Raw genomic sequence first — 20,615 nt, 5'->3', positions numbered from 1 at the left:
TGCTGGACTTGTCATCGTCGCACCCGCGGAAGGGAGTCGCAGGGCACGACAGCTCACGGCGACGGCGATGCCGTGCCGCGAACCATTTTACCGACTCGTCAGCCCTGCCCGGGCCCCACAGCCCGGACCGTGACCGATTCCTCAGTCTCCCGTCAGAGATCCTCGGGGTCCACGAGGAACTCCGCCTCGTCCGCGATCTCGCCCCCGACGGCGTCGTACAGCGTCCGCGTGACCTGCGCGACGACCTCCGCGGCACGCTTGCGCGCGACCTGGTGGTCGAGCGACGGCTGCTCCTGCTGGGACTCGACCAGGTCCCGCGGCTCCCAGCGCACGCGGTAGCTCACGGCGCCGTCCGCCGTCCACGGCAGGCCGCGCAGCAGCAGCGGCAGGGCTTCCTCGCCGCCCACCTCCACCGCGACGAGGCCGTCCATGCCGAGGTCGACGATCAGTCCGTACCCGTCGAGGACCGCGCGCGTCGTCAGCGCCTTGATGTCGACGTCGTCCGCGGCCGCGTGGATCGCGCGGCGCAGCGCGGGGTCCATCTTCTCGCCCGGGTACAGCGGCAGGTCGGCGATGCCCTTCGGGGGGCCCTCGTACGACTTCCCCTCGGTCGCGAGCCGCGTGCGGGGGTTGAGGCGCGCGACGAGCGCGAGCGCAGCGTGGGGGTCCAGCCAGACGTCCGAGTACAGCGTCATGTCGATCGCGACGCCCGGGTCGGGCGTGAGGACGACGCCCGGGGCGGCCGGGTTGCCGACGTCGGTCCGCACCGAGCCGCCGAGCCGGCGCGCCGCCGCGACGAGGAACGCCACGACCCGCTCCTCCTCCCGCACCGGCAGACCACCGGGGAAGGCACGCCCGACGCCGTCGCGGTCCCCGCCGCCCGGGTAGGGGACGTCGCCGCGCTCGCGCGGGCACACGACGTCGAACACGAGCGTCGTGCCCGGCGGCAGGCCGGAGCCGGAGCCCGCGTACGGCCCCGTGATCGTCGTGTGGCGCGACGTGCGCAGCACGCCCGGCGCCCCGGGCGCCGCCGTGCGGGCGGGCGGCACGAGCGGCTCGGTGCCCTCCGGCGCGACGTCCCAGCGCGCGCCCGCGAACCGCGACAGCGCGAGCGTCTCGACCTCGTCGACGACGACGTCGGCCGGGAGCCCGAGCAGGTGCCGCGCCTGGTACGACTGCGCGGCGCCGGGCCCGTCGGGGTGCGGCAGCGGCGGGAGCGGGCTCATGCGGTGCGGTCCTCCGGTCCTCGGGTCCTGCGGGGTCGAGCGGCGTCCGACGCGGCGTGCCGCGCTCAGACGTCGGTGCGGTGGAAGCTCTGCCACGAGCGGGAGGCCGTCGGGCCGCGCTGGCCCTGGTAGCGGGAGCCGTAGACGCTCGAGCCGTACGGGTTCTCGGCGGGCGACGACAGGCGGAAGAAGCAGAGCTGCCCGATCTTCATGCCCGGCCACAGCGTGATCGGCAGCGTCGCGACGTTGCTCAGCTCGAGCGTCACGTGCCCGGAGAAGCCCGGGTCGATGAACCCGGCCGTGGAGTGCGTGAGGAGACCCAGGCGGCCGAGGCTCGACTTGCCCTCGAGGCGCGCCGCGACGTCGTCGGGCAGCGTCACCGTCTCGAACGTCGACCCGAGCACGAACTCCCCCGGGTGCAGCACGAACGGCTCCGCCGGGTCGACCTCGACCAGGCGCGTGAGGTCCGGCTGGTCCTGCGACGGGTCGATGAACGGGTACTTGTGGTTGTCGAACAGCCGGAAGAACCGGTCGAGGCGCACGTCGATGCTCGACGGCTGGAGCATCGACGGGTCGTACGGCTCGAGCTGGACGCGGCCGGCGTCGAGCTCGGCCCGGATGTCGCGGTCGGAGAGCAGCACGGGCCCACGCTAGCCGACGACGGCGCGTGCCCGGACCGGTCGCCGAACCCTGGATCCGCGGTCACCCCACGCCGCCGAACCCGGGGTCGCGGGTCATCGCGACGTCGCGCGACCCCGGGTTCGGCGAGGCGTCAGGCGCGCAGCGGGCGGCCCGTCGAGTCGACCGAGTAGTAGCCCGTCTTCGACGTCAGGTAGAGGATGCCCTCGACGAGGCCCCAGATCGCGATGACCGGCGCGGCGAAGCCGAACGACAGCACCGACACGAGCAGCATCGTCAGCCCGATGCCCGTGTAGCCCAGGTAGAACCGGTGGATGCCGAGGCTCCCGACGAGGATGCCGAGCAGGCCCGCGGCGAGCCGCGACTTCGCCTGGGGGTCGTACGCGGGGTCGAAGCCCGGCTGCCCGTACGCACCGGGCTGCGCGTACCCCTGCTGCTGGCCGTAGCCCTGCTGCGGGTAACCCTGCGGGTAGCCCTGCTGCTGGGCGGCGCCATAGGGCTGCCCCTGCGGCTGGCCGTAGCCCGCCTGCGCGCCGGGTGTCCCGTACGGCTGCTGGCCGTAGGCGTCCCCGTAACCCTGCTGCGGCTGGCCGTACGCGTCGCCGTAGCCGGGCTGCTGGTCGTGGCCCGGCGTCGTGCCCGACGGCGTCGCCTCGCCCCCGTAGACCGGGTCGCCCGGTGCCGGGGTCCCCTGCGCGGGGTCGGGCTGCTGCTGGTACGGGTTCTCGGACAAGGCTGCTCCTCGGCGTGCGCCGGACATGGGCGCGGATCGGGTCGTCGTGCGGTCGGGTTCTGGCATCACCGGCGACGTCCGCTATGATCGGGGCGCGCGCTGGTTCGCCGAGGATCCTCCCAGAGGGCCCGGGGCGGACGCCACCAGCGCCGCGCGGGTGTAGTTCAATGGTAGAACTTCAGCTTCCCAAGCTGATAGCGCGGGTTCGATTCCCGTCACCCGCTCAGCGCTCGAGAGCCCCGCACCGGACCGGTGCGGGGCTCTCTCTCGTCATGACCAGGCGGCAAGCAGGTCGTCGGCCGTCCACACCCGGGACAGGCGCGGGTCGTCGTCGGCACCGGCCGGGCAGACCGCGACGAGCGGGGTCGCGGCACCGACCCCGGGCACGTGGACGGCGTCGGTTGCGAGCGCGGCGACGTCCCGCCCCGTGAACGGCGTGCGGGCGTGCCACTTGATGCTCCCGACGAACGCGATGGTGCGCGCGGGGCGCGAGTCCGCAGCGACGAGGTCGATCTCAGGAGTGTTGTTCCGCGGCCACCACCCTCCGACCTCGCGGGCAGCGGGCCACGTCTCGTCCGGGAGCAGGCGTGCGAGCGCCTCTCGCACCACGGGCTCGATCGCGCGTCCGCGCCAGGACGAGAACGCCGCCTCGAACCGGGCGGCAGCCAGGTCGGGTCGACCGCGGTCGATGTCCGGGAGGGCGGGTTCGACCATCGCGAGCCAGAACCGCAGCGCCGGGTCGGAGACGCGCCAGCGCCGGTCCTTCGTCGCCGACCGGGTGGCGAGCGGCTCGTCGGCGGCGATCACGCGCTTCTCGGTCAGCAGCCCGAGCGACCGGTCGAGCGTGGTCGGGGAGATCGAGCCGTCGAGTGCCCGGAGAATCCGCGAGTGGGTACGTTCGCCCTTGCCGCCGATCGCCGTCAGCACCAGCCGGGCGTGCGACGTGGAGGGCAGCTCGCCGTCGAGGACCCTCGTCCCGGAGACGACGAGCGCACTCGTCGGCCGCTCGTACGCGCGCCGCACGAAGGCGACGGGCGGCTCCTCCGGCTGCCACTCCTGCGCGACGAGGGGCTGACCACCGGTGATGAGGAACGCGTCGAACGCATCGAGTCCTGTCAGCCCGGTCATCCGAGCGACGTCCCGGGGAGACAGCGCGCGCAGCAACATCTCGGTCGCGCGCCCGTGGAAGGGTTGGTCCGGACGCCCGAGCGCCTCCATCATCGCCAGGTCGCTCCCGAGGAGGAGCAGCAGCACGGGGCGTCGCGAGAGCTCCCGGTCCCAGACACGCTGCAGCTCCCCCGCACCGCCCCGGATCCCCTCGAGCAGCCAGGGCAGCTCGTCCACGACGACGATCGCCGGGGACTCCGCAGGGAGAGCAGCGACCAGCAGCCGGAGGGCGGCGGTCAAGGAGTCGGGCCGGTTCCCCTCGGCGACCACCGCGCCGGGCAGGTCGGACTGCGCGACGGCCTCGGCGAACGCCGCGAGCTCGTCGCCCGCGGGAGCGTGCCGCGCCGCCTGGAAGTAGACGGACGGCACCGCCTCTCGCTCGATGAGCTCGGTCACCAACCGCGACTTGCCGACGCGGCGGCGGCCTCGCAGCAGCACCGCGACGCCGGCGTCCGCCCGCCCGCCCGTCCGGACGACGTCCAGCTGCTGCGCGAGCTCCCGCATCTCCGTCGCGCGCCCGACGAATCCCGCCATGAGACCCCCTCTGATTGAACCCCCATCAAGAATAGTAAACCTGATGGGGGTTTCATGCCGAGCCCGAGGTCGCGCGCCACGGCGACGGTGACGTGGCGCGCGACCCCGGGTTCGGCGGTTCGGTGGCCCGGGCGTCAGCCCAGGATGCTGCCGGCGGCCTTGGCCGAGGCGGCGAGGGAGCCGGTGAGCGGCAGGTCGGGCAGGATCACGGCCTGGGCCGCGTGGTAGACGTCGGGCTTGCCGACCCACGTGACGCCGTCGGGCCGGTTGGCCGTGTCGAGCTCGTGGTGCCACGACCCGCGCTCGTGGTCGACGAGGTGCTGGTCGATCCACTCCCACCAGCCGGCGGCTGCCCCGGCGAACCGCGGGTCGCCGGTGACGCGGCCCAGCACGTCGGCGGCCGCGACGGCCTCCGCCGCGACCCAGTGGTAGCGGCGCGGCTCGACCGGCGTGCCGGACCAGTCGACGGTGTACACGAACCCGCCGTCGTGCGCACCGTCCCAGCCGTCGGCGACGGCGCGGTCGAACAGCGCCACGGCCGCGTCCGTGCGCGCGCCCGGCGTCCCGGCGGCGACGTCGACCTGGAGCAGCAGTCGCGCCCACTCCAGGCCGTGGCCCGGCGTCGACCCGTACGGCTTGAACGGGTCGCGCGGGCGGTCGGCGTTGTAGTCGGGCAGCGGGTTCCAGTCCGCGTCGAAGTGCTCCGGGATGCGCCACTCGTTCTCGCGCGCCCAGCCGATCACGCGGTCCGCGATCGACGCGGCGCGGCCGAGCCACTCGGCGTCGCCCGTCGCGTCGTGGGCCGCGAGCAGCGCCTCGACCGCGTGCATGTTGGCGTTGACCCCGCGGTACTCGTCGAGCGTCGTCCAGTCGCGCGACCACTCGTCCGCGTGCATCCGGGGCCCGGGCTCCCAGAACCGCTCGTCGAGCACGGCGAGCGCCGCGTCGAGCAGCTCGCGTGCGCCCTCGCGGCCCGCGATCGTCCCCGACGCCGCGGCGAGCACCACGAACGCGTGCGCATACGCGCTCTTCGTCCCGTCGACCGGGACTCCCTCGCCCACGTCGAGGTCGCCCGGGCGGCGCGCCGGGCCGCGCGAGGACACCCAGCCGCCGTTCTCGGCGTCGACGAGCACCGCGCGCAGGCCGTGCAGCGCGGCGTCGGCCCGCTCCCCCGCCCCGGCCACCCCGAGCAGCGACGCGAACGCGTAGACGTGCGCCATGCGCGACGTGATCCACGTGTGCACCGGCTGGGACAGGTCGGGGCGCCCGTCGTCGTCGAGCCACTGCGCGGCCCCGTCCGCGCGCAGCGACGCCTCGCCGAAGCGCAGCAGGTCGGCCAGCTGGTCGCGTCGCCAGCGAGCGCTGCCTGCTGTGGGATCGCCCTGCGAGTCGAGGGCAGGCGTGGGCTGCGCGGACGGGTGCTCGGTCATGTCTCGGTCCTTCTCGTGCTGGGAACGTGGTGCCGCACCGGGCGCGGTGCCGGTACGGCGCGGTGCCCCGGGACGATCATCCCGGGGCACCGCCGGTGGTGCATGCTCACCTCGCGCCCCGGAGACCGGGGCGCGAGATGGGCTCAGGGGTTCAGCCGCAGGTCACGGCCGCGTAGTCCGCCGTGATCGACGCCGTCACCCCCTGGTCTCCTCGGGTCGCCTCGACGGTGACCGTGCCGGCCTCGACCGACGTCGCCCGCGTCGCGAACGACTGGTAGGCGTTGGCCGCCGGCGCGACGGCCGCGACCTCCTTGGTGCCGAACGGCGTGACGAGCCGGATCGCGACGGGCGCGTCCTCACCGTTCTCGGCGCGGACCGCGACGTACGCCTTGCCGGCGAGGCAGCGCGTGCTCACGGTGACGTCGATCGCGAGCGTCGGCTGGCCCTCGGTCACGGTCACGGGGACCTCGACCACCTGGCTGGTCCAGCCGTCGTCGACCACGACGTACGCGGTGTACGTCCCGGCCGCCGTGTAGGCGTGCGAGCCGGAGACCGACCCGTCCGTCACCGTGCCCCCCGCGACGTCGGACCCGTCGCCCCACGTGACCGCCGCACGGAGCTCGGCGCCCTCGCGACCGCCGGTCACCTGGGCGAGCACCACGTCCGTGGACTGTCCGACGGCGAGAGCCACGCCGTCCGCGGCCGTGACCTCGAGCGCGGGGTGCTCGGCGAAGGTGCCGTCGTGCGCGACCGCGACCACGTGGATGCGGCCGTCGCGCGAGAGCTCGCCCGGCTGGTCCGGGAGCGTGAGGCTCACGGCCCGCTTGCCCTCGGGGAGCGTGATCGGCGCCGTCGCGAAGAACGCGGCGGGGGTGCCGGTCTGCGGGCTGCCGCCACGGAGGCGGCTGTCCGTCACGGCGACGGGGACATTGCCGAACACGGGGTTGCGGGCCGCGCCCGACCAGTCGCCGAAGCTCAGGTCGATCGGCTGGGACGAGCCGTCGTCGAAGGTCAGCACGCCCTGGGCCTGCTGGTTCTTCTCCGTGCCCGTGCCGATCACCGAGAGCTGCTCCGCGTCCGCGGGCACCTCGAGCTCGATGGTCTGGCCGTCACCGGTCGCGTTGTCCGGCTGGCCGGCGGGGACCGCCGGGACGTCGAACGCGAGGTCGGTGCCGGGCACCGTCCCGCGCTCGCCCTGGACGAAGCCCTTCGCCGCGAGCTGGGCCCGGTCGAAGAACACGCCCTGGCCGTCGCACGAGCCGACGGTCGTCCCGAGGTCGCCGATGCAGACGTTGTCGTACGCACCGAGCAGCGAGCCCTCGCGCAGGAGCGAGACGGAGACGTACGAGGTGGTCGAGACGGGCTCGATCCCCTCGCCCGAGACCGTGACGGTCACCGGGTAGACGCCCGGGTCGGCCCACGAGTGCGCGGCGTTCACCGCGTACCCGCCGAACGCACCCGCCTGGAGCGAGCCCGCGACCGGCTCGGAGCCGTCGCCGAACGCGACCTGCACGTCGAGCGCCGCCACGTCGCCCTCGACCCCGGTGAGGGTCGCGAACGAGCCCGAGACCTCGCGCCCGGTGACCGTGTCGCGGTCGGGCGCGGCCGAGAGCGTCAGCTCCTCGGCCCCGGAGTCCCTCGGGTCGGCGAGCAGCTCGACCTCGGCGAGCGACAGCGCGCCGGAGCCCGCCGTCGCGGTGACCGTCACGCGGTACCGCGCGAACGCCGTCGGCTCCGCGATCGTGAACGGCCGCGTCTGCAGGGCCCAGCGGAACTGCTCGCCGGACCGCTCGTCGAGCGTCGTCCACGTCTCGCCGTCGTCGGAGCCCTCGAGGGTCCACGCGGACGGCGACGCCGTCCCGCTCGCCCCGGAGGTGAGGGTGTACGACCCGACCGTCGGCCGGATGCCGTTGCCCTGCCACGTGATCGACGGGGTCGCCGTGGCGAACGTCGTGCGCGTGCCGGACGTGTTGTCCGTCAGCGCCGCGGCGCTCGTCGACGCGTCGCCGTCCGCGACCGTCGTCGTGCCGAGGCCCGACGTCGTCGCGTCCTGGACCGGCGCCGGAGGCTCGTCGCCCTCGGTGAGCGACGGCGGCGCGTCGTCCTCGCCGGTGCCCCAGTCGGACGGCTCCGGACCCATGACGAAGTCCAGCGTCGCGCCGCCCGAGAGGTCGGCCTGCGAGAGCGACGTCGAGGTGCGGGCCTCGCCGTCCACCGCGAGCGACTGCACGTAGACGTTGTCGACCGAGTTGTTCTCGGCGTTGACCACGAGGTCGCCGTCCGGCAGGTGCACGGTCGCCTTGTCGAAGAGCGGCGAGCCGACCGCGTACTCGTCGGAGCCGACCTGGAGCGGGTAGAAGCCGAGCGAGGCGAAGATCCACCACGACGACATCTCGCCGTTGTCCTCGTCGCCCGGGTAGCCCTGGCCGATCTCGCTGCCCACGAACAGGCGGCGGGTGACCTCACGGACCTTCTCCTGGGCCTTCGAGGGCGCGCCCGCGGCGTCGTACAGCCACGGGATGTGGTGGGACACCTGGTTGCTCATGCCCCACATGCCCATGCGCACGTCGCGCGCCTCGCGCTGCTCGTGGATGCCGCCGTTGCCGGCGCCCTTCTCCGGCGTGGAGAAGAACAGGTCGAGCTTGTCCTCCAGGCCCTGCTTGCCGCCGTAGAGGTTGGCGAGACCCTGCGGGTCCTGCGGCGCGTGGAACGCGAAGTTCCAGCCGCTCGTCTCGGTGTACCCGCCGCCCCAGGCCTCAGGGTCGTAGGTCTCCGGGTCGACGGCCCACGTGCCGTCCTCGTGCCGCGGCACGAAGAAGTCCACCTCGGGGTCGAAGAGCTCCACGTAGTGCGTGGCGCGCTCGAGGAAGTACGAGGACTCCTCGCGCAGCGTCTCGCGACGCTCGTCCGGCGTGGCCGGGTCCTCCGCGAGGGCGGCGGCCATGTTGCCGATGCCGAAGTCGTTGATCAGACCCTCGAGGCCCCACGACACGGACTCGTGGGTCGACTCCGGGGTGAACCCGAGGAACGGCGACGTCTGCAGGCCCTTGCGGCCCACGGCGTTGCTCGGCGGCGCGACGGACGCGTTGCGGAGCGCGGCGTCGTACGCCTCGAGCGCGGAGTCGGTCGGGAGCGAGCCCTTCAGGTACGCGTCCGCGAACGCGACGTCGGAGCTCGTGCCCGTCATGAGGTCGGCGTAGCCCGGCGAGGACCAGCGCGCGATCCAGCCACCGTCGCGGTACTGCTGGACGAACCCGTCGATCAGCTCGCCCGCGAGCTCCGGGTAGAGGAGCGAGTACGCCGGCCAGGCCGTGCGGTACGTGTCCCAGAACCCGTTGTTCACGTAGATCTTGCCGTCGACGATCTTCGCGTTCGTCTGCGTGTCCGTCGCGGAGCCCGTGGTCGCCGAGACCGGGCTCGCGTACCGGTACACCGGCGCCTGCGCCGTCCCCGTGTTCTCGAACTGCGAGTTCGGGTACAGGTTGAGGCGGTAGAGGTTGGAGTACAGCGTGACGAGCTGGTCCTCGCTCGCACCCTCGACCTCGATGACGCCCAGGCGGTCGTTCCACGCCTGCGCGGCGGCCGCCTTGACCTCCGTGAAGGTCTTGCCGGTCACCTCCAGGTCGAGGTTCTTGCGCGCCTGGTCGAGGCTGATGAACGACGTCGCGACCCGCAGCTCGACCGTCTTGTCGGACGACGTGTCGAACGTCGCGAACCGCGCGTCCGCACGGTTGCCCGCCGCCGTCCCGACCGCCGTCGGACTACGGTCGAAGGTGCCGGCGACGAACATGCGCGTGCGGCCCACGGACAGGCCCGAGCCGTTCTCGACCCAGCCGGACACCGTGCCCGTGGCCTGGTCGAGCGTGAGCTTGGACGAGCCGTCCACCTTGTCCACGAGCACGTGGCCGGCGCTCCCGGGGTAGGAGAAGCGCAGGACCGCGCCGTGGTCGGTGGGCGTCGCCTCGATCGCGGAGCCGTTGGTGAACGTGACCCCGTAGTAGTCGGGCCGCGCCGTCTCGTCGGCGTGGTCGAACTCGAGGCCACGCGTCGAGAGCGTGGCGTTCGGCGTCCCGGAGACCGTGGACGGCAGGAACGTCAGCTGGTTGCGGTCGCCCATCCACGGGCTGGGCTCGTGCGAGACGCCGAAGCCCTGGAGGACGGGCTTGTTGTTGGCGTTGTTGGCCTTGTGGTACTCGTACAGCCAGCTCTGCGACGACGCGTTGGTGTACGGCACCCAGAAGTTGAAACCGTTCGGCGTGGCCGTCGCCGGGATGTTGTTCCCGCGCGAGAAGCTGCCCGACGCGAGCGTGCCGCGGCGCGTGTCCACGTAGTTGGCGAGGCTCGAGCCGTCGATCGTCGCCGGCTCCGCCGTGATCGCGACGTCGTCGAGCCAGCCCGCGAACTTGGTCCCTGCGTGCCCGGCCGGGTTGTCGTAGCCGAGGAGCACCTGGTCGACGGTCTTGCCCGCGGCGACGTCGCCGAGGTCGATCCGCACGGAGTTCCACTGGTCGGCGTAGAGGATCTTGCCCTCGCCCTGCGCCTGCGCCGTCGCGACGGTCTCGTGCGCGTCGCGCGCGCCGAGGTCGGACAGGAAGGTGCCGTCGGTGAACAGCACGTCCACGGCCGCGTACGTCGACGGGTACTGCAGGTCGTCGAGCAGCTCGGGGAAGATCGTGTAGCTCAGGCGCGTGTCCTCGCCGACCACGACGTCCACGTCGTCGTAGAGCACGTTGGTCGCGTGGGTCTCGCCGTCGGCGAGGTGCGAGCCGTCGTACCGCAGCGAGTGCAGGCCGGAGAACCCGACGCCCGCCTTGTTCGTGAAGTTCACGCGCGGGCCCGTGCCGACCTTGGTGTTCATGGGCGCCGCGGAGGGACCGGCGCTCAGGTCGCCCGAGAGGTCCCACCCGGCGAGCTGGACGATGGAGTCGCCGGAGTTCGCCGTGACGTTGAGACGCAGGTACGTGTACGCCGCGGTCGGCGCCTCGAGCTCGAACGTGCGCGTCTGCTGCCGGCTCGGGAAGTCCTCGTCGGTGCGCTGGTCGAGCGGGGTCCACGTGGAGCCGTCGTTCGAGCCCTCGATCGTCCAGCTCTTCGGGTCACGGCCCGCCGCGTCGTCACCCGACGTCATCGAGTAGGCGACGAACGACACGGGCTCGGCGAACTCGTACCGGACCCAGCCGGTCGAGGCGAACGCGAGCCACTTGGTGCCCGAGCTGCCGTCGGCGAGGTTCGCCGCGCCCTCGTTCGGCAGGTTCTGGGCGCTCGCCGTGACGGCCTTGAGCTTCCCGAGCACGCTGCCGGGGAGGCCGCTCGTGAACGACCCGACGTTCGCCTGCCAGGGGGCGCCGTCGCGCTCGGCCACCGTGGAGGCGAGCGCGGCCGGATCTCCCGACTCGAAGGACGACGAGAAGTCGCCCGGCTCGGCCGCGGCGGCGGGCGCAGCGGTGAGTGCTCCGAGAGGGACGGCGAGGGGGACGGTGAGTGCCGCGGCGAGCGCGAGGCCGAGGGGCCGTGCGCGGCGGCTGCCGGCACGCGTGGCCACCACGCGTCCGGGCGGTTGTGGTCTGGTCATGCTCGCGATCTCCTTCGATCGTGACAGCGCTGTCAGGCTGCAGGGGTGCCCCTGACAACGCGCAGGGGGGAAGCGTTGTCAGGGGCGACCTGAACTTATGTGTCGGTCGAGCGCTTTGTCAACGCGGCCGGACGCCGGAACGGGGTGCCCGGGGAGCACCCGCCGACGGCGCGTGGGGCGGCCCCGGGGACGCCCGGGGCGACGCCGCCGCTACGCGCCGGGACCGGGGATCTCGCCCGTGCCGCGCACCACGAGCCGCGTGGGGACCACGACCAGGCGCGGGGCGAGCTCCGGGTTCTCGGCCCGCGACACCGCGAGCGCCGCGGCCTGGCGTCCCATCTCCACGACGTCGTACCCCACGACGGTCACGTCCAGCAGGTCCGCGAGCTCGAAGTCGTCGAACCCCACGAGCGCGACGTCCGCCTTGCCCCCCGCGGCCACGCGGTCGCGCAACGCGTGGAGCGCGCCGACCGTGATCTTGTTGTTCGCCGTGACGAACGCCGTGGGTGGCTCCGGCAGGGCCAGGAGCTCCGCCACGAACGCGTGCGCGAGCTCCGCGTCGTGGGCGCCGTCGCGCACGTACCGCGACGGGTCCTCGACGCCCGCGCCGCGCAGCGTCGCGACGAACTCGTCGCGACGCTCCTGGAACGTCCACAGCCGCGACACGTCCCCGACGAGCGCGATCCGCCGGTGCCCGTGCGCGAGCAGGTGCGTCACGGCGTCGCGCACGCCGCCACGGTTGTCGATGACGACGGTGTCCGCGTCGACGCCCTGCGCGGGACGGTCGATGAACACGACGGGCAGGCCGTCGTCGAGCTCGCGGCGCAGCGACGAGTGGTCCGTCGACGTGGGCGTCACCACGAGCGCGCCGACGCGGCGCTCGACGAGCGCCTCCGTGAGCGAGCGCTCGCGCTCGGGCTCCTCGTCGGAGCTCGTCGTGATGAGCTGGAGCCCGTGGTGGCGCAGCTCGCGCTCGATCCCGCTCGCGAGCGCGGAGTAGAACGGGTTCGCGAGGTCGCCGGTGACGAACCCGACGAGCCGGGACGAGCCGCCGCGCGCGAGGTCCGCCGCGACCGCGTTGCGGCGGAAGCCGAGCCGCTGCGCGGCCTCCTGCACCTTGGCCCGCGTCTGGGGCGCCACGTTCGGCTCGTCGTTGAGGACGCGTGACGCCGTCTTGAGGCTGACGCCGGCGACCTCCGCCACGGAAGCGAGGGTCGGCCGTCGGCCGCCGCGCCCCGAGTGCGGGCGCGCCGCCGTGTCCGTCGGGCCGTCCGAGCCCGTGGCCCGGACCTCGCCCGGCGGGAGCGTCCCCGCGCTCTCCCCCTGCATCACCATCATCAGACCTCCCGTCGACCGCGGATGAGCATGTCGACGACGATAGCGAGCAGGAGCACCGCTCCGGTCACGATGTACCGCGTCGCCGTGTCGAGATTGAGCAGCGTGAGCCCGTTGGCGATCGACTGGATGACCAGCACGCCCAGCAGCGCGGACCACGCGCTCCCCCGCCCGCCGAACAGGCTCGTCCCGCCGATGACCGCCGCGGCGATCGCGGTGAGGTAGGTGTCCGCGGCCCCGGTGCCCTGGTTCGCGGCGGCGAGGCGCCCGGCCGCGAGGATGCCGCCCAGCGCCGCGAACGTGGAGCACGCGACGAAGCACGAGACGACCGTCCGGCGCACCGCGACACCGGCGAGGAGCGCGGAGCGCCGGTTCCCGCCCACCGCGCGCACGGAGCGGCCCCACCGGGTACGGCGCAGCAGGACGTCCACCACCACGACGAGCGCGACGAACAGCACGACCGTGTAGCCGATGCCGCGCGCGGTCCCCAGGTACGCGACCGTGCCGACCAGGACCGCGGCGAGGACGGCGGTGCGGATCGCGATGCGGCCCAGCCCGGGGCTCGGCAGCTCCGCGCGCACGCGACGCAGGTGGTCGACGACGCGCAGCGCGGCGTACCCGACCACGACCACGACCACGAGGCCCCAGGCGGCGACCGGCGCGAGGAAGCCCTGCTGCACCGTGCGCACGAGCCAGGACTCGAACGGGATGTTGATCGAGCCCGAGGGGCCGAGCACGCGGAGCTGCACGCCCGCGAGGACGAGCAGCCCGGCCAGCGTGAAGACGAACGACGCGAGCCCGAGTCGCGTGGACAGCAGCCCGTACCCGAGGCCGACCACGACACCGACCGCGAGCGCCGCGAGGATCGCGAGCCCGACGGGCCAGTCCAGGTTGACGGTCCCGACCGCCAGCACCGCCGCGGCCAGCCCGCTCACGGAGCCGACGGACAGGTCGATCTGGCCGACGAGCAGCACCAGCACGACCCCGAGCGCGATGATCCCCGTGGGCGCGCTCTGGAGCGTGAGGTTGACCAGGTTCTCGGCCGAGAGGAACGCCGGGTTGATCGCGCCGAGCACGACCCAGATGAGCAGCAGCGCACCGACGATCGGGAGCATGCCGAGGTGGGCGCCGCGGAGCTGACGCACGACGCTGCCGGACAGCACGCCCGAGCGGTCGAGCGCCGCGCCGGAGGTGCGGCCGGGGACGCTCATCGGTGCACCGCCCCGGTGCCGCCGGATCGCCGCTCGTGCCCCGGGCCGGTGGACGGGCGGCTCGTGCCGCTCGTCCGGGCGGGCCGCACCGCGCCGGTCATCGCGGCGAGCAGGTCCTCGTAGGACGTGTCGCCCGCGAACTCGCCGTGCACGCGCCCGAGCCGCAGCACGAGGATGCGGTCGGCGACCGCCTGGAGGTCGCCTGCCTGGTGGCTGATGAGCACGACCGCGTGCCCGCGCTCGCGCAGCTTCTCGATGAGGTTGAGGACCTCGGCCGTCTGGCGGACGCCGAGGGCCGCCGTCGGCTCGTCGAGGACGAGCACGCGCGGCGCGCCGAGCAGGGCCCGGGCCACGGCGACGACCTGGCGTTGCCCGCCGGACAGCGTGCGCACGGGCTGTCGCACGGACGGGACGGTCGCGGCGAGCTGGTCGAGCAGCCCCCAGGCCTCGCGCTCCATGGCGATCTCGTCGAGGAACGGGCCGCGCAAGGTCTCCTGGCCGAGGAACACGTTCTCGACGACGTCGAGGTCGTCGACGAGCGCGAGCTGCTGGAACACCGCCGCGATGCCGTGCGCGCGCGCCGCCGCGGGCGAGTCGAGGACGACGGGCGAGCCGTCGAGCAGGACCTCGCCCGCGTCGGGCCGGAACGCGCCCGCGACGACGCCGGCGAGCGTCGACTTGCCCGCGCCGTTGTCTCCCACGACGGCGAGCACCTCGTGCTCGCGCACGTCGACGTCGACGTCGACGAGCGCGCGGACGCCGCCGAAGTTCTTGGAGACCCCGCGCAGGGACAGGACGGGCGCGCTCACGGGGCGGCCTCCAGGAGCCCCGCCTCGACGCACGCGTCGACGTAGTACGGCGTGCAGATCTCGTCGACGGTGTGGACGCCGCCGTCGACGATGACGCGCTGCACGTCGTCGACCCCGACCGCGCGCGGCGCGAGGAGGAGGCTGGGGACGCCGTCGATGCTCGCGGTCGCGCGCGGGTCCTCGCCGCGCAGCACGCGGACGGCGAGCTCGGCGGCCGTGCGCGCCTGCTGGGCGGTCGCCTTGTAGACGGTCATGTACTGGTCGCCGGAGACGATGCGCTGGACCGCTGCGAGCTCGCCGTCCTGGCCCGTGGTGGGCGGCACGGGGTCGAGCCCCGCGGCCTTCATCGCGGCGATCGCGCCGCCCGCGATGCCGTCGCTCGCCGCGAGGACGCCGTCGACGCGGCCGGCGTACTGCGTGAGCTGCCCCTCGACCCACTCGGTCGCCTTGTCGGGGCTCCAGTCGGGGGTGTCGTACTCGGCGAGCACGTCGATGTCCTCTCCGTCGAAGGCTCGGTGGGCACCCGCCGCGTACTCCGCCGCGTTCGGGTCGGTCGGCGAGCCCTGGACGAACAGGACCCCCGGCCGCCGCCCGTCGGGGGGTGGGTCCTGCTCCGCGCGGTCGAGCACCGCACCGACGAGCGCCTCCCCCATGAGGTACCCGATGAGCTCGTTGTCGAACGACACGTAGTAGTTCGCGCCCTCGACGAAGCGATCGTAGGCGATGACGGGCACCCCGAGCCGCTGGGCCTCCGCGACGATGCTCACCGCGGCGACGGCGTCCACGGCGTCGAGGACGAGGACGTCGGCCCCGCGCGCGAGCATCGACTCGGCCTGCTGCTGCTGGTTCGCCGCGTCCTGGGCGGCGTTGGCGTACAGGACCTCGCACGTGGCGCAGCGCTGCTCGACCACGCCGACGAAGGTCGGGCGGTCGGACGTCTCGTACCGCGCGGTCTTCGCCTCGGGCAGGAGGAGGCCGATGGTCCCCTCGGACGGGCCGGCCGGCTCCTCGGGCGCCGCGCACCCGGCGAGCGCGAGCAGCGCGACGGCGACGGTCGCGAGCGCGGCCGTCACGGCGCCGCGCGCCCGACGGCGGGCGGGTCCCGTCGGGGCGACGCCGGTCCCGGTCATGCGCTCACCCCCAGCGACCCGCTGACGCGCGCGAGGTCGAGCGCGACGGCGAGCGCGCCGCGCACCTCGGCGGCGGACCCGAGCTCGGACGCGACCACCTGGACCGGGCCTGCCGTGCTCGGCACCGTGCGCTGCTCGAGCGCGGTGCGCAGGGGACCCAGCAGGGCCTCGCCCGCCTCGGCGAGCTGTCCCCCGACGACGACGATCTCGGGGTCGACCAGGTTGCACAGGTTGGCGGCCGCGACCCCCAGGTGCTGGCCGGCGTCGAACAGGACGCGCCGGCACCCGGGGTCGCCCTCCTGGGCGCGCGCGATGACGTCGCGCAGGGTGAGAGGACCACGGCTCTCGGAGAGCATGGACAGCAGGACCCCGGCACCGACGTACATCTCGAGGCAGCCGCGGTTGCCGCAGCGGCACACCGGGCCGTTCTCGTCGATCGTCACGTGCCCGATCTCGCCCGCGACCCCTGCGCGCCCGTGCACGACCCGCCCCCCGAGGACCAGCCCGCCGCCCACGCCGTGGGAGACCCGCAGGTACGCGACAGCGTCGTGCCCGACCGCCGCCCCGAACCGGGTCTCGGCGAGCGCGCCGAGGTTGGCGTCGTTGTCCACGGTCACGGGGGCGCCGAGCTCGGCCTCCAGCATCTCTGGCACGACGACGCCGTCCCAGCCCCGCATCATCCCGACGGTCGCGATGCGGCCCGCGCGCACGTCCACGGGTGCGGGGACGCCGACGCCGACGGCGAGCAGCTCGTCCGGGGCGGCGTCGACCGACGCGACCATCTCCTCGACGAGGAGCGCGGCACGCTGCAGCCCGGTGTCGGCGCGGTGGTCGGGGGCGAGCGGCATGCGCTGGTCGGCGAGGACGCGCATGGACGCGTCGGCGAGCGCGACCCGCATCGACCGGGTGCCGAAGTGGACGCCCGCGACGAGCCCGAGGTTGCGCGCGAGGGTGACCTGGAGCGCGCGCCGCCCGCTGCGCGTGGACGGCGAGGTGTGCAGCACGCCCGCGCCCGTGAGCTCCTTGACGATGTTGGAGACGGTGGCCGGGGACAGCCCGGTGACGCCGGCCAGCTCGATCTGCGTGAGGGAGCCACGCTGCTGGACGGCGCTCACGATCCGAGCTCGGTTGGCCTCACGCAGTGAAGTCTGCGAGCCCGGGGTCACCCGGTCAGCGCGCACGCAGGTCAGGATACCGCCGGGGCACCCCCGTCCAGGTGGGACAGGCCGGGCGTGGACGCTGAGCCGATCTCCTGAACGAACTGGACAGCGCTGTCACCCTGGGTCAGACTCGACCGAACCTCTGGTTGCGTGCAGAACCTGACGCGAAGATCACGATTCGGCGACGCTTGCGTTCATTTCTTGACATCAAGACGGACGGGTCGTTGTATGGGCAGCGGGTTCGAGGGCGCGCCGGTGCGCCCGGCCGGTGCGACGTGGTCGTCCACCGGTCCCCCACGACCGAAGAAGGCGTAGGGATATCACGATGCGAATCGATCGCAGGACGAGCGCGACGGTGGCGACGGCCGCCCTCGTGGGTCTCGCACTCGCCGCGTGCAGCGGCGGTGGTTCCGGTGACGGGGGAACCGGCGACGGGGGCGCTTCGGGGGGCGGCGACGAGGTCGAGGTCTTCACCTGGTGGGCCGCGGGCTCGGAGAAGGCGGGTCTGGACGCGCTGGTCGGCGTGTTCAACGAGCAGCACCCCGACGTGGAGTTCATCAACGGCGCGGTCGCCGGCGGCGCCGGCTCGGCCGCGAAGGACCTCCTCCAGTCCCGCCTCCAGGCGCAGGACCCGCCGGACACGTTCCAGGCGCACGCCGGCGCGGAGCTCCAGGACTACATCGACGCCGCGCAGATCGAGGACGTCTCGTCGCTGTACGACGAGTTCGGCCTCACGGACGTCTTCCCGGCCGACCTCGTCGACCGCCTCAAGTCCGACGACGGCGCGATCTACTCGATCCCGTCGAACATCCACCGCGCGAACGTCGTGTGGGCCAACCCGACGGTCCTCGAGGCCAACGGCATCGACCCGGCGGCCGAGTACGCGGACCTCGACGCGTGGATGGCGGACCTCGACAAGCTCAAGGCCGCGGGCGTCACGCCGCTGTCGGTCGCGACGACGTGGACCCAGGTCCACCTGCTCGAGACCGTGCTCCTCGCCGACCTCGGCGCGGAGGCGTACAACGGCCTGTGGGACGGCTCGACCGACTGGTCCGGCGCCGAGGTGACCGCGGCTCTCGAGGACTTCGAGAAGCTCATGAGCTACACCAACACCGACCGCGACGGGCTCGACTGGCCCGAGGCGACCCAGATGGTGATCGACGGCACCGCCGCATTCAACGTCATGGGCGACTGGGCCGTCGCGGCGTTCGAGGAGCAGGGCAAGGCGCTCGGTACCGACTTCACCGCCACCCCTGTCCCGGGCACCGACGGCGTGTTCGACTTCCTCGCCGACTCGTTCACCCTCCCGGTGGGTGCGCCGCACCCCGACGGCGCCAAGGCGTGGCTCGAGACCGTCGGCTCGCTCGAGGGCCAGGTCGCGTTCAACAAGGCGAAGGGCTCCATCCCGGCCCGCACCGACGCCGACGCCTCGGAGTTCTCCGAGTACCAGCAGACCGCGATCGAGTCGTTCGGCCAGGACACGATCGTGTCCTCGCTCGCGCACGGTGCCGCGGCGCCGGTCGCGACGCTCAACGCGATCTCCGACGCGACGAGCAAGTTCACGTCCGGCGGCTCCGACCTCGCGACCTTCCAGTCCGAGCTCGTGACCGCCACCGAGGGCTGACACCCGTCCACCGGATCCGCCGCGCGTCGTCGGGAGTCACCCGACGGCGCGCGGCGGCCCCGCGCGACCGGACCCCTCCCCGGGACGACGCCGAGCGCCGTCCCACGCCCCACGACCGGGAAGACCCACCATGCTCAAGTCCCTGCGGCGAGCCGGCCCCGCGCTGCTGATGCTCGCCCCTTCGCTGATCCTCGTCGGCGTCTTCGTCTACGGCCTCATCGGCGCGAACTTCCAGACGTCGATCACGGACAACCACACCGCCGCGCAGGCCACGGGCCAGAAGCCGTCCGTCGTCGTCTGGTTCGAGAACTACACCGACCTGCTCGGCAGCGAGGCGTTCCAGCACTCGCTGAAGAACCTCGTCCTCTACACCGTCGTCTTCCTCGCCGGCACCCTCGTCATGGGCTTCCTGTGGGCGTGGATGATGGACAAGCCGGTCAAGGGCGAGGGGTTCTTCCGCTCCGTCTACCTGTTCCCCTTCGCCGTGTCGTTCGTCGCCTCCGGGGTCGTGTGGCGCTGGCTCCTCAACTCGAACCAGGACGCGCAGGCGAGCGGCCTCAACCGGCTGTTCCAGATCATCGGGCTCGACTTCCTGCAGAACAACTGGTGGAACAACGTCACGTGGGGCATCACGGCCATCGCGATCCCCGCGATCTGGCAGCTCTCCGGCTACGTCATGGCGCTGTTCCTCGCCGGGTTCCGCGGGATCCCCGACGAGCTGCGCGAGGCAGCCCGCATGGACGGCGCGAGCGAGTGGAAGCTCTACCGGCACGTGCTCTTCCCGCAGCTGTCGCCGGTCGCGCTCTCGGCGCTCATCATCATCGGCCACATGTCGCTGAAGTCCTTCGACCTCATCATGTCGATCTCGAAGCCGGCGAACTACCAGACCAAGGTTCCCGCCGTCGACATGTACGTCTTCAAGTCGAGCTTCGACTACGCCAACGCGGCGGCGGTCGGCTCGATCCTGCTGATCATCGTGGCCGTCGTCATCGTGCCCTACCTGATCCGCACCAACCGCCAGGAGAAGCGATGACGACCACCTCGACGCCGGCCGTCCCCACTCCTGACGTCATCGGCACCCCGCGCGAGGCCACGCGCCGTCGACCGCGCGAGCGTTTCTCCGTCGGCCGCACCCTCAAGTACGCGGCGCTGATCTTCTTCGTCGTCATCGTGCTCATCCCGGTGTACGTGCTCCTGGTGACGAGCTTCAAGGGGACGGGCGACGCGTCCCCGGCGCGCGCGTGGTCGCTCCCCGAGATCTGGACCCTGGAGAACTGGCAGACGGCGTGGACGGCGCTGTCGCCCGCCATCCTGCGCACGCTGCAGATGGTCATCCCGTCCGCGATCATCGCGGCGTTCCTCGGGTCTCTCAACGGCTTCGTGCTCTCGCGCTGGTCGTTCAAGGGCTCGAACCTCGTCTTCACGCTCATCCTCTTCGGGATGTTCATCCCGTACCAGGCCGTGATGATCCCGCTCAACCAGCTCGTCCTCGACCTGGGCATCCCGAGCGGCGTGCCGTCGCTGATCCTGCTGCACGTCGTGTACGGCATCCCGATCACGACGCTCATCTTCCGCAACTACTACATGACGGTGCCGCACGAGCTCATCGAGGCCGCGCGCGTCGACGGCGCCGGGATGTTCCGCACGTACTGGTCGATCATCCTGCCGATCTCGATCCCGAGCTTCGTGGTCGTGCTCATCTGGCAGTTCACGTCGGCGTGGAACGACTTCCTCTTCGCCGTGTTCTTCTCGTCCAGCCAGAACGGCCCCGTGACGCTCGCGCTGAACAACCTCGCGAACGGCGCACTCCTGCAGAACTACGGCGTCTCCATGGCCGGCGCGCTCTTCGCCTCGCTGCCGACGCTGCTCGTGTACATCGTCCTCGGCAAGTACTTCGTCGGGGGCCTCATGTCCGGCTCGGTCAAGGGCTGACCTCACCCGAGCCCAGCACGCGGGGCGGGCGGGACCTGGTGGTACCGGGCCCCGCCCGCCCCCGCCTCGTCCCACCGCCCGCCGCACGACGACCGACCGGGCGAAGTCCGCAC

Annotated in this window: 14 protein-coding genes and 1 tRNA gene; 4 read left to right on the top strand and 11 right to left on the bottom strand. The window is 73.0% G+C overall.

Annotated elements, in window-relative coordinates:
• Nucleotides 1-152: 152 nt before the first annotated feature.
• The 3 genes from CCE02nite_RS16140 to CCE02nite_RS21070 form a co-directional block, all read right to left on the bottom strand.
• Nucleotides 153-1,226, bottom strand: a complete 1,074-nt coding sequence (locus tag CCE02nite_RS16140) for a hypothetical protein (RefSeq protein ID WP_141390647.1) — start codon at nucleotides 1,224-1,226, stop codon at nucleotides 153-155.
• A gap of 65 nt (nucleotides 1,227-1,291) precedes the next feature.
• On the bottom strand, nucleotides 1,292-1,867 hold the full coding sequence (gene dcd / locus CCE02nite_RS16135; protein WP_141390646.1) for a dCTP deaminase: 576 nt from the start codon (nucleotides 1,865-1,867) through the stop codon (nucleotides 1,292-1,294).
• A 131-nt stretch (nucleotides 1,868-1,998) separates the two neighbouring features.
• Nucleotides 1,999-2,598 (bottom strand): TM2 domain-containing protein, encoded by a 600-nt coding sequence (locus CCE02nite_RS21070; RefSeq protein ID WP_255318911.1) that lies wholly within the window; start codon nucleotides 2,596-2,598, stop codon nucleotides 1,999-2,001.
• Between the two features lie 153 nt (nucleotides 2,599-2,751).
• Between CCE02nite_RS21070 and CCE02nite_RS16125 the strand changes: the two genes are divergently transcribed.
• Nucleotides 2,752-2,822, top strand: a tRNA-Gly gene (locus CCE02nite_RS16125).
• 46 nt (nucleotides 2,823-2,868) lie between these two features.
• Here CCE02nite_RS16125 and CCE02nite_RS16120 read toward each other — a convergent pair.
• From CCE02nite_RS16120 to CCE02nite_RS16085, 8 genes are all read right to left on the bottom strand, one after another.
• Nucleotides 2,869-4,299 (bottom strand): ATP-binding protein, encoded by a 1,431-nt coding sequence (locus CCE02nite_RS16120; protein ID WP_141390644.1) that lies wholly within the window; start codon nucleotides 4,297-4,299, stop codon nucleotides 2,869-2,871.
• A 134-nt stretch (nucleotides 4,300-4,433) separates the two neighbouring features.
• Nucleotides 4,434-5,729, bottom strand: a complete 1,296-nt coding sequence (locus CCE02nite_RS16115; RefSeq protein ID WP_141390643.1) for an AGE family epimerase/isomerase — start codon at nucleotides 5,727-5,729, stop codon at nucleotides 4,434-4,436.
• A 151-nt stretch (nucleotides 5,730-5,880) separates the two neighbouring features.
• The gene (locus CCE02nite_RS16110) at nucleotides 5,881-11,271 is read right to left on the bottom strand and encodes a GH92 family glycosyl hydrolase (RefSeq protein ID WP_255318910.1); all 5,391 of its coding nucleotides are present in this window, start codon (nucleotides 11,269-11,271) and stop codon (nucleotides 5,881-5,883) included.
• A gap of 240 nt (nucleotides 11,272-11,511) precedes the next feature.
• Nucleotides 11,512-12,639, bottom strand: a complete 1,128-nt coding sequence (locus tag CCE02nite_RS16105) for a LacI family DNA-binding transcriptional regulator (RefSeq protein WP_218027136.1) — start codon at nucleotides 12,637-12,639, stop codon at nucleotides 11,512-11,514.
• Nucleotides 12,639-13,847, bottom strand: a complete 1,209-nt coding sequence (locus CCE02nite_RS16100) for a sugar ABC transporter permease (protein WP_141390641.1) — start codon at nucleotides 13,845-13,847, stop codon at nucleotides 12,639-12,641. The genes CCE02nite_RS16105 and CCE02nite_RS16100 overlap by 1 nt, the downstream gene beginning before the upstream one ends.
• Nucleotides 13,844-14,656 carry an ATP-binding cassette domain-containing protein gene (locus tag CCE02nite_RS16095; RefSeq protein WP_141390640.1) on the bottom strand — a complete coding sequence of 271 codons (813 nt, stop codon included), beginning with the start codon at nucleotides 14,654-14,656 and terminating at the stop codon, nucleotides 13,844-13,846. The genes CCE02nite_RS16100 and CCE02nite_RS16095 overlap by 4 nt, the downstream gene beginning before the upstream one ends.
• Entirely contained in the window at nucleotides 14,653-15,786 is a 1,134-nt protein-coding gene (locus CCE02nite_RS16090) for a substrate-binding domain-containing protein (RefSeq protein WP_141390639.1), read from the bottom strand. Before CCE02nite_RS16090 ends, CCE02nite_RS16095 begins: the two co-directional genes overlap by 4 nt.
• Nucleotides 15,783-16,901: an ROK family transcriptional regulator gene (locus tag CCE02nite_RS16085; protein ID WP_141390638.1), complete on the bottom strand. Its 1,119-nt coding sequence runs from the start codon at nucleotides 16,899-16,901 to the stop codon at nucleotides 15,783-15,785. The genes CCE02nite_RS16090 and CCE02nite_RS16085 overlap by 4 nt, the downstream gene beginning before the upstream one ends.
• Nucleotides 16,902-17,271: 370 nt before the next feature.
• Between CCE02nite_RS16085 and CCE02nite_RS16080 the strand changes: the two genes are divergently transcribed.
• The 3 genes from CCE02nite_RS16080 to CCE02nite_RS16070 all read left to right on the top strand — a co-directional run bounded on the left by CCE02nite_RS16080 (nucleotide 17,272) and on the right by CCE02nite_RS16070 (nucleotide 20,502).
• On the top strand, nucleotides 17,272-18,570 hold the full coding sequence (locus CCE02nite_RS16080) for an ABC transporter substrate-binding protein (RefSeq protein ID WP_141390637.1): 1,299 nt from the start codon (nucleotides 17,272-17,274) through the stop codon (nucleotides 18,568-18,570).
• Nucleotides 18,571-18,700: 130 nt separating this feature from the next.
• Nucleotides 18,701-19,603 carry a carbohydrate ABC transporter permease gene (locus CCE02nite_RS16075; protein WP_141390636.1) on the top strand — a complete coding sequence of 301 codons (903 nt, stop codon included), beginning with the start codon at nucleotides 18,701-18,703 and terminating at the stop codon, nucleotides 19,601-19,603.
• Entirely contained in the window at nucleotides 19,600-20,502 is a 903-nt protein-coding gene (locus CCE02nite_RS16070) for a carbohydrate ABC transporter permease (RefSeq protein WP_141390635.1), read from the top strand. Before CCE02nite_RS16075 ends, CCE02nite_RS16070 begins: the two co-directional genes overlap by 4 nt.
• Nucleotides 20,503-20,615 lie beyond the last annotated feature (113 nt).

Origin of the sequence: Cellulosimicrobium cellulans (assembly GCF_006539945.1) — a bacterium.
Classification (GTDB): domain Bacteria; phylum Actinomycetota; class Actinomycetes; order Actinomycetales; family Cellulomonadaceae; genus Cellulosimicrobium; species Cellulosimicrobium cellulans.
The sequence above is the reverse complement of the archived record's forward strand: the minus strand, read 5'-3'. Positions and strand labels throughout refer to the sequence as shown.

Excerpts from the sequence above, each read along its gene's own strand:
- CCE02nite_RS16140 (WP_141390647.1), bottom strand. The coding sequence starts at position 1,226 with ATGAGCCCGCTCCCGCCGCTGCCGCACCCCGACGGGCCCGGCGCCGCG.
- CCE02nite_RS16075 (WP_141390636.1), top strand. The coding sequence starts at position 18,701 with ATGCTCAAGTCCCTGCGGCGAGCCGGCCCCGCGCTGCTGATGCTCGCC.
- CCE02nite_RS16070 (WP_141390635.1), top strand. The coding sequence starts at position 19,600 with ATGACGACCACCTCGACGCCGGCCGTCCCCACTCCTGACGTCATCGGC.
- CCE02nite_RS16080 (WP_141390637.1), top strand. The coding sequence starts at position 17,272 with ATGCGAATCGATCGCAGGACGAGCGCGACGGTGGCGACGGCCGCCCTC.
- CCE02nite_RS16100 (WP_141390641.1), bottom strand. The coding sequence starts at position 13,847 with ATGAGCGTCCCCGGCCGCACCTCCGGCGCGGCGCTCGACCGCTCGGGC.
- CCE02nite_RS16120 (WP_141390644.1), bottom strand. The coding sequence starts at position 4,299 with ATGGCGGGATTCGTCGGGCGCGCGACGGAGATGCGGGAGCTCGCGCAG.
- CCE02nite_RS16090 (WP_141390639.1), bottom strand. The coding sequence starts at position 15,786 with ATGACCGGGACCGGCGTCGCCCCGACGGGACCCGCCCGCCGTCGGGCG.
- CCE02nite_RS16115 (WP_141390643.1), bottom strand. The coding sequence starts at position 5,729 with ATGACCGAGCACCCGTCCGCGCAGCCCACGCCTGCCCTCGACTCGCAG.
- CCE02nite_RS16105 (WP_218027136.1), bottom strand. The coding sequence starts at position 12,639 with ATGATGGTGATGCAGGGGGAGAGCGCGGGGACGCTCCCGCCGGGCGAG.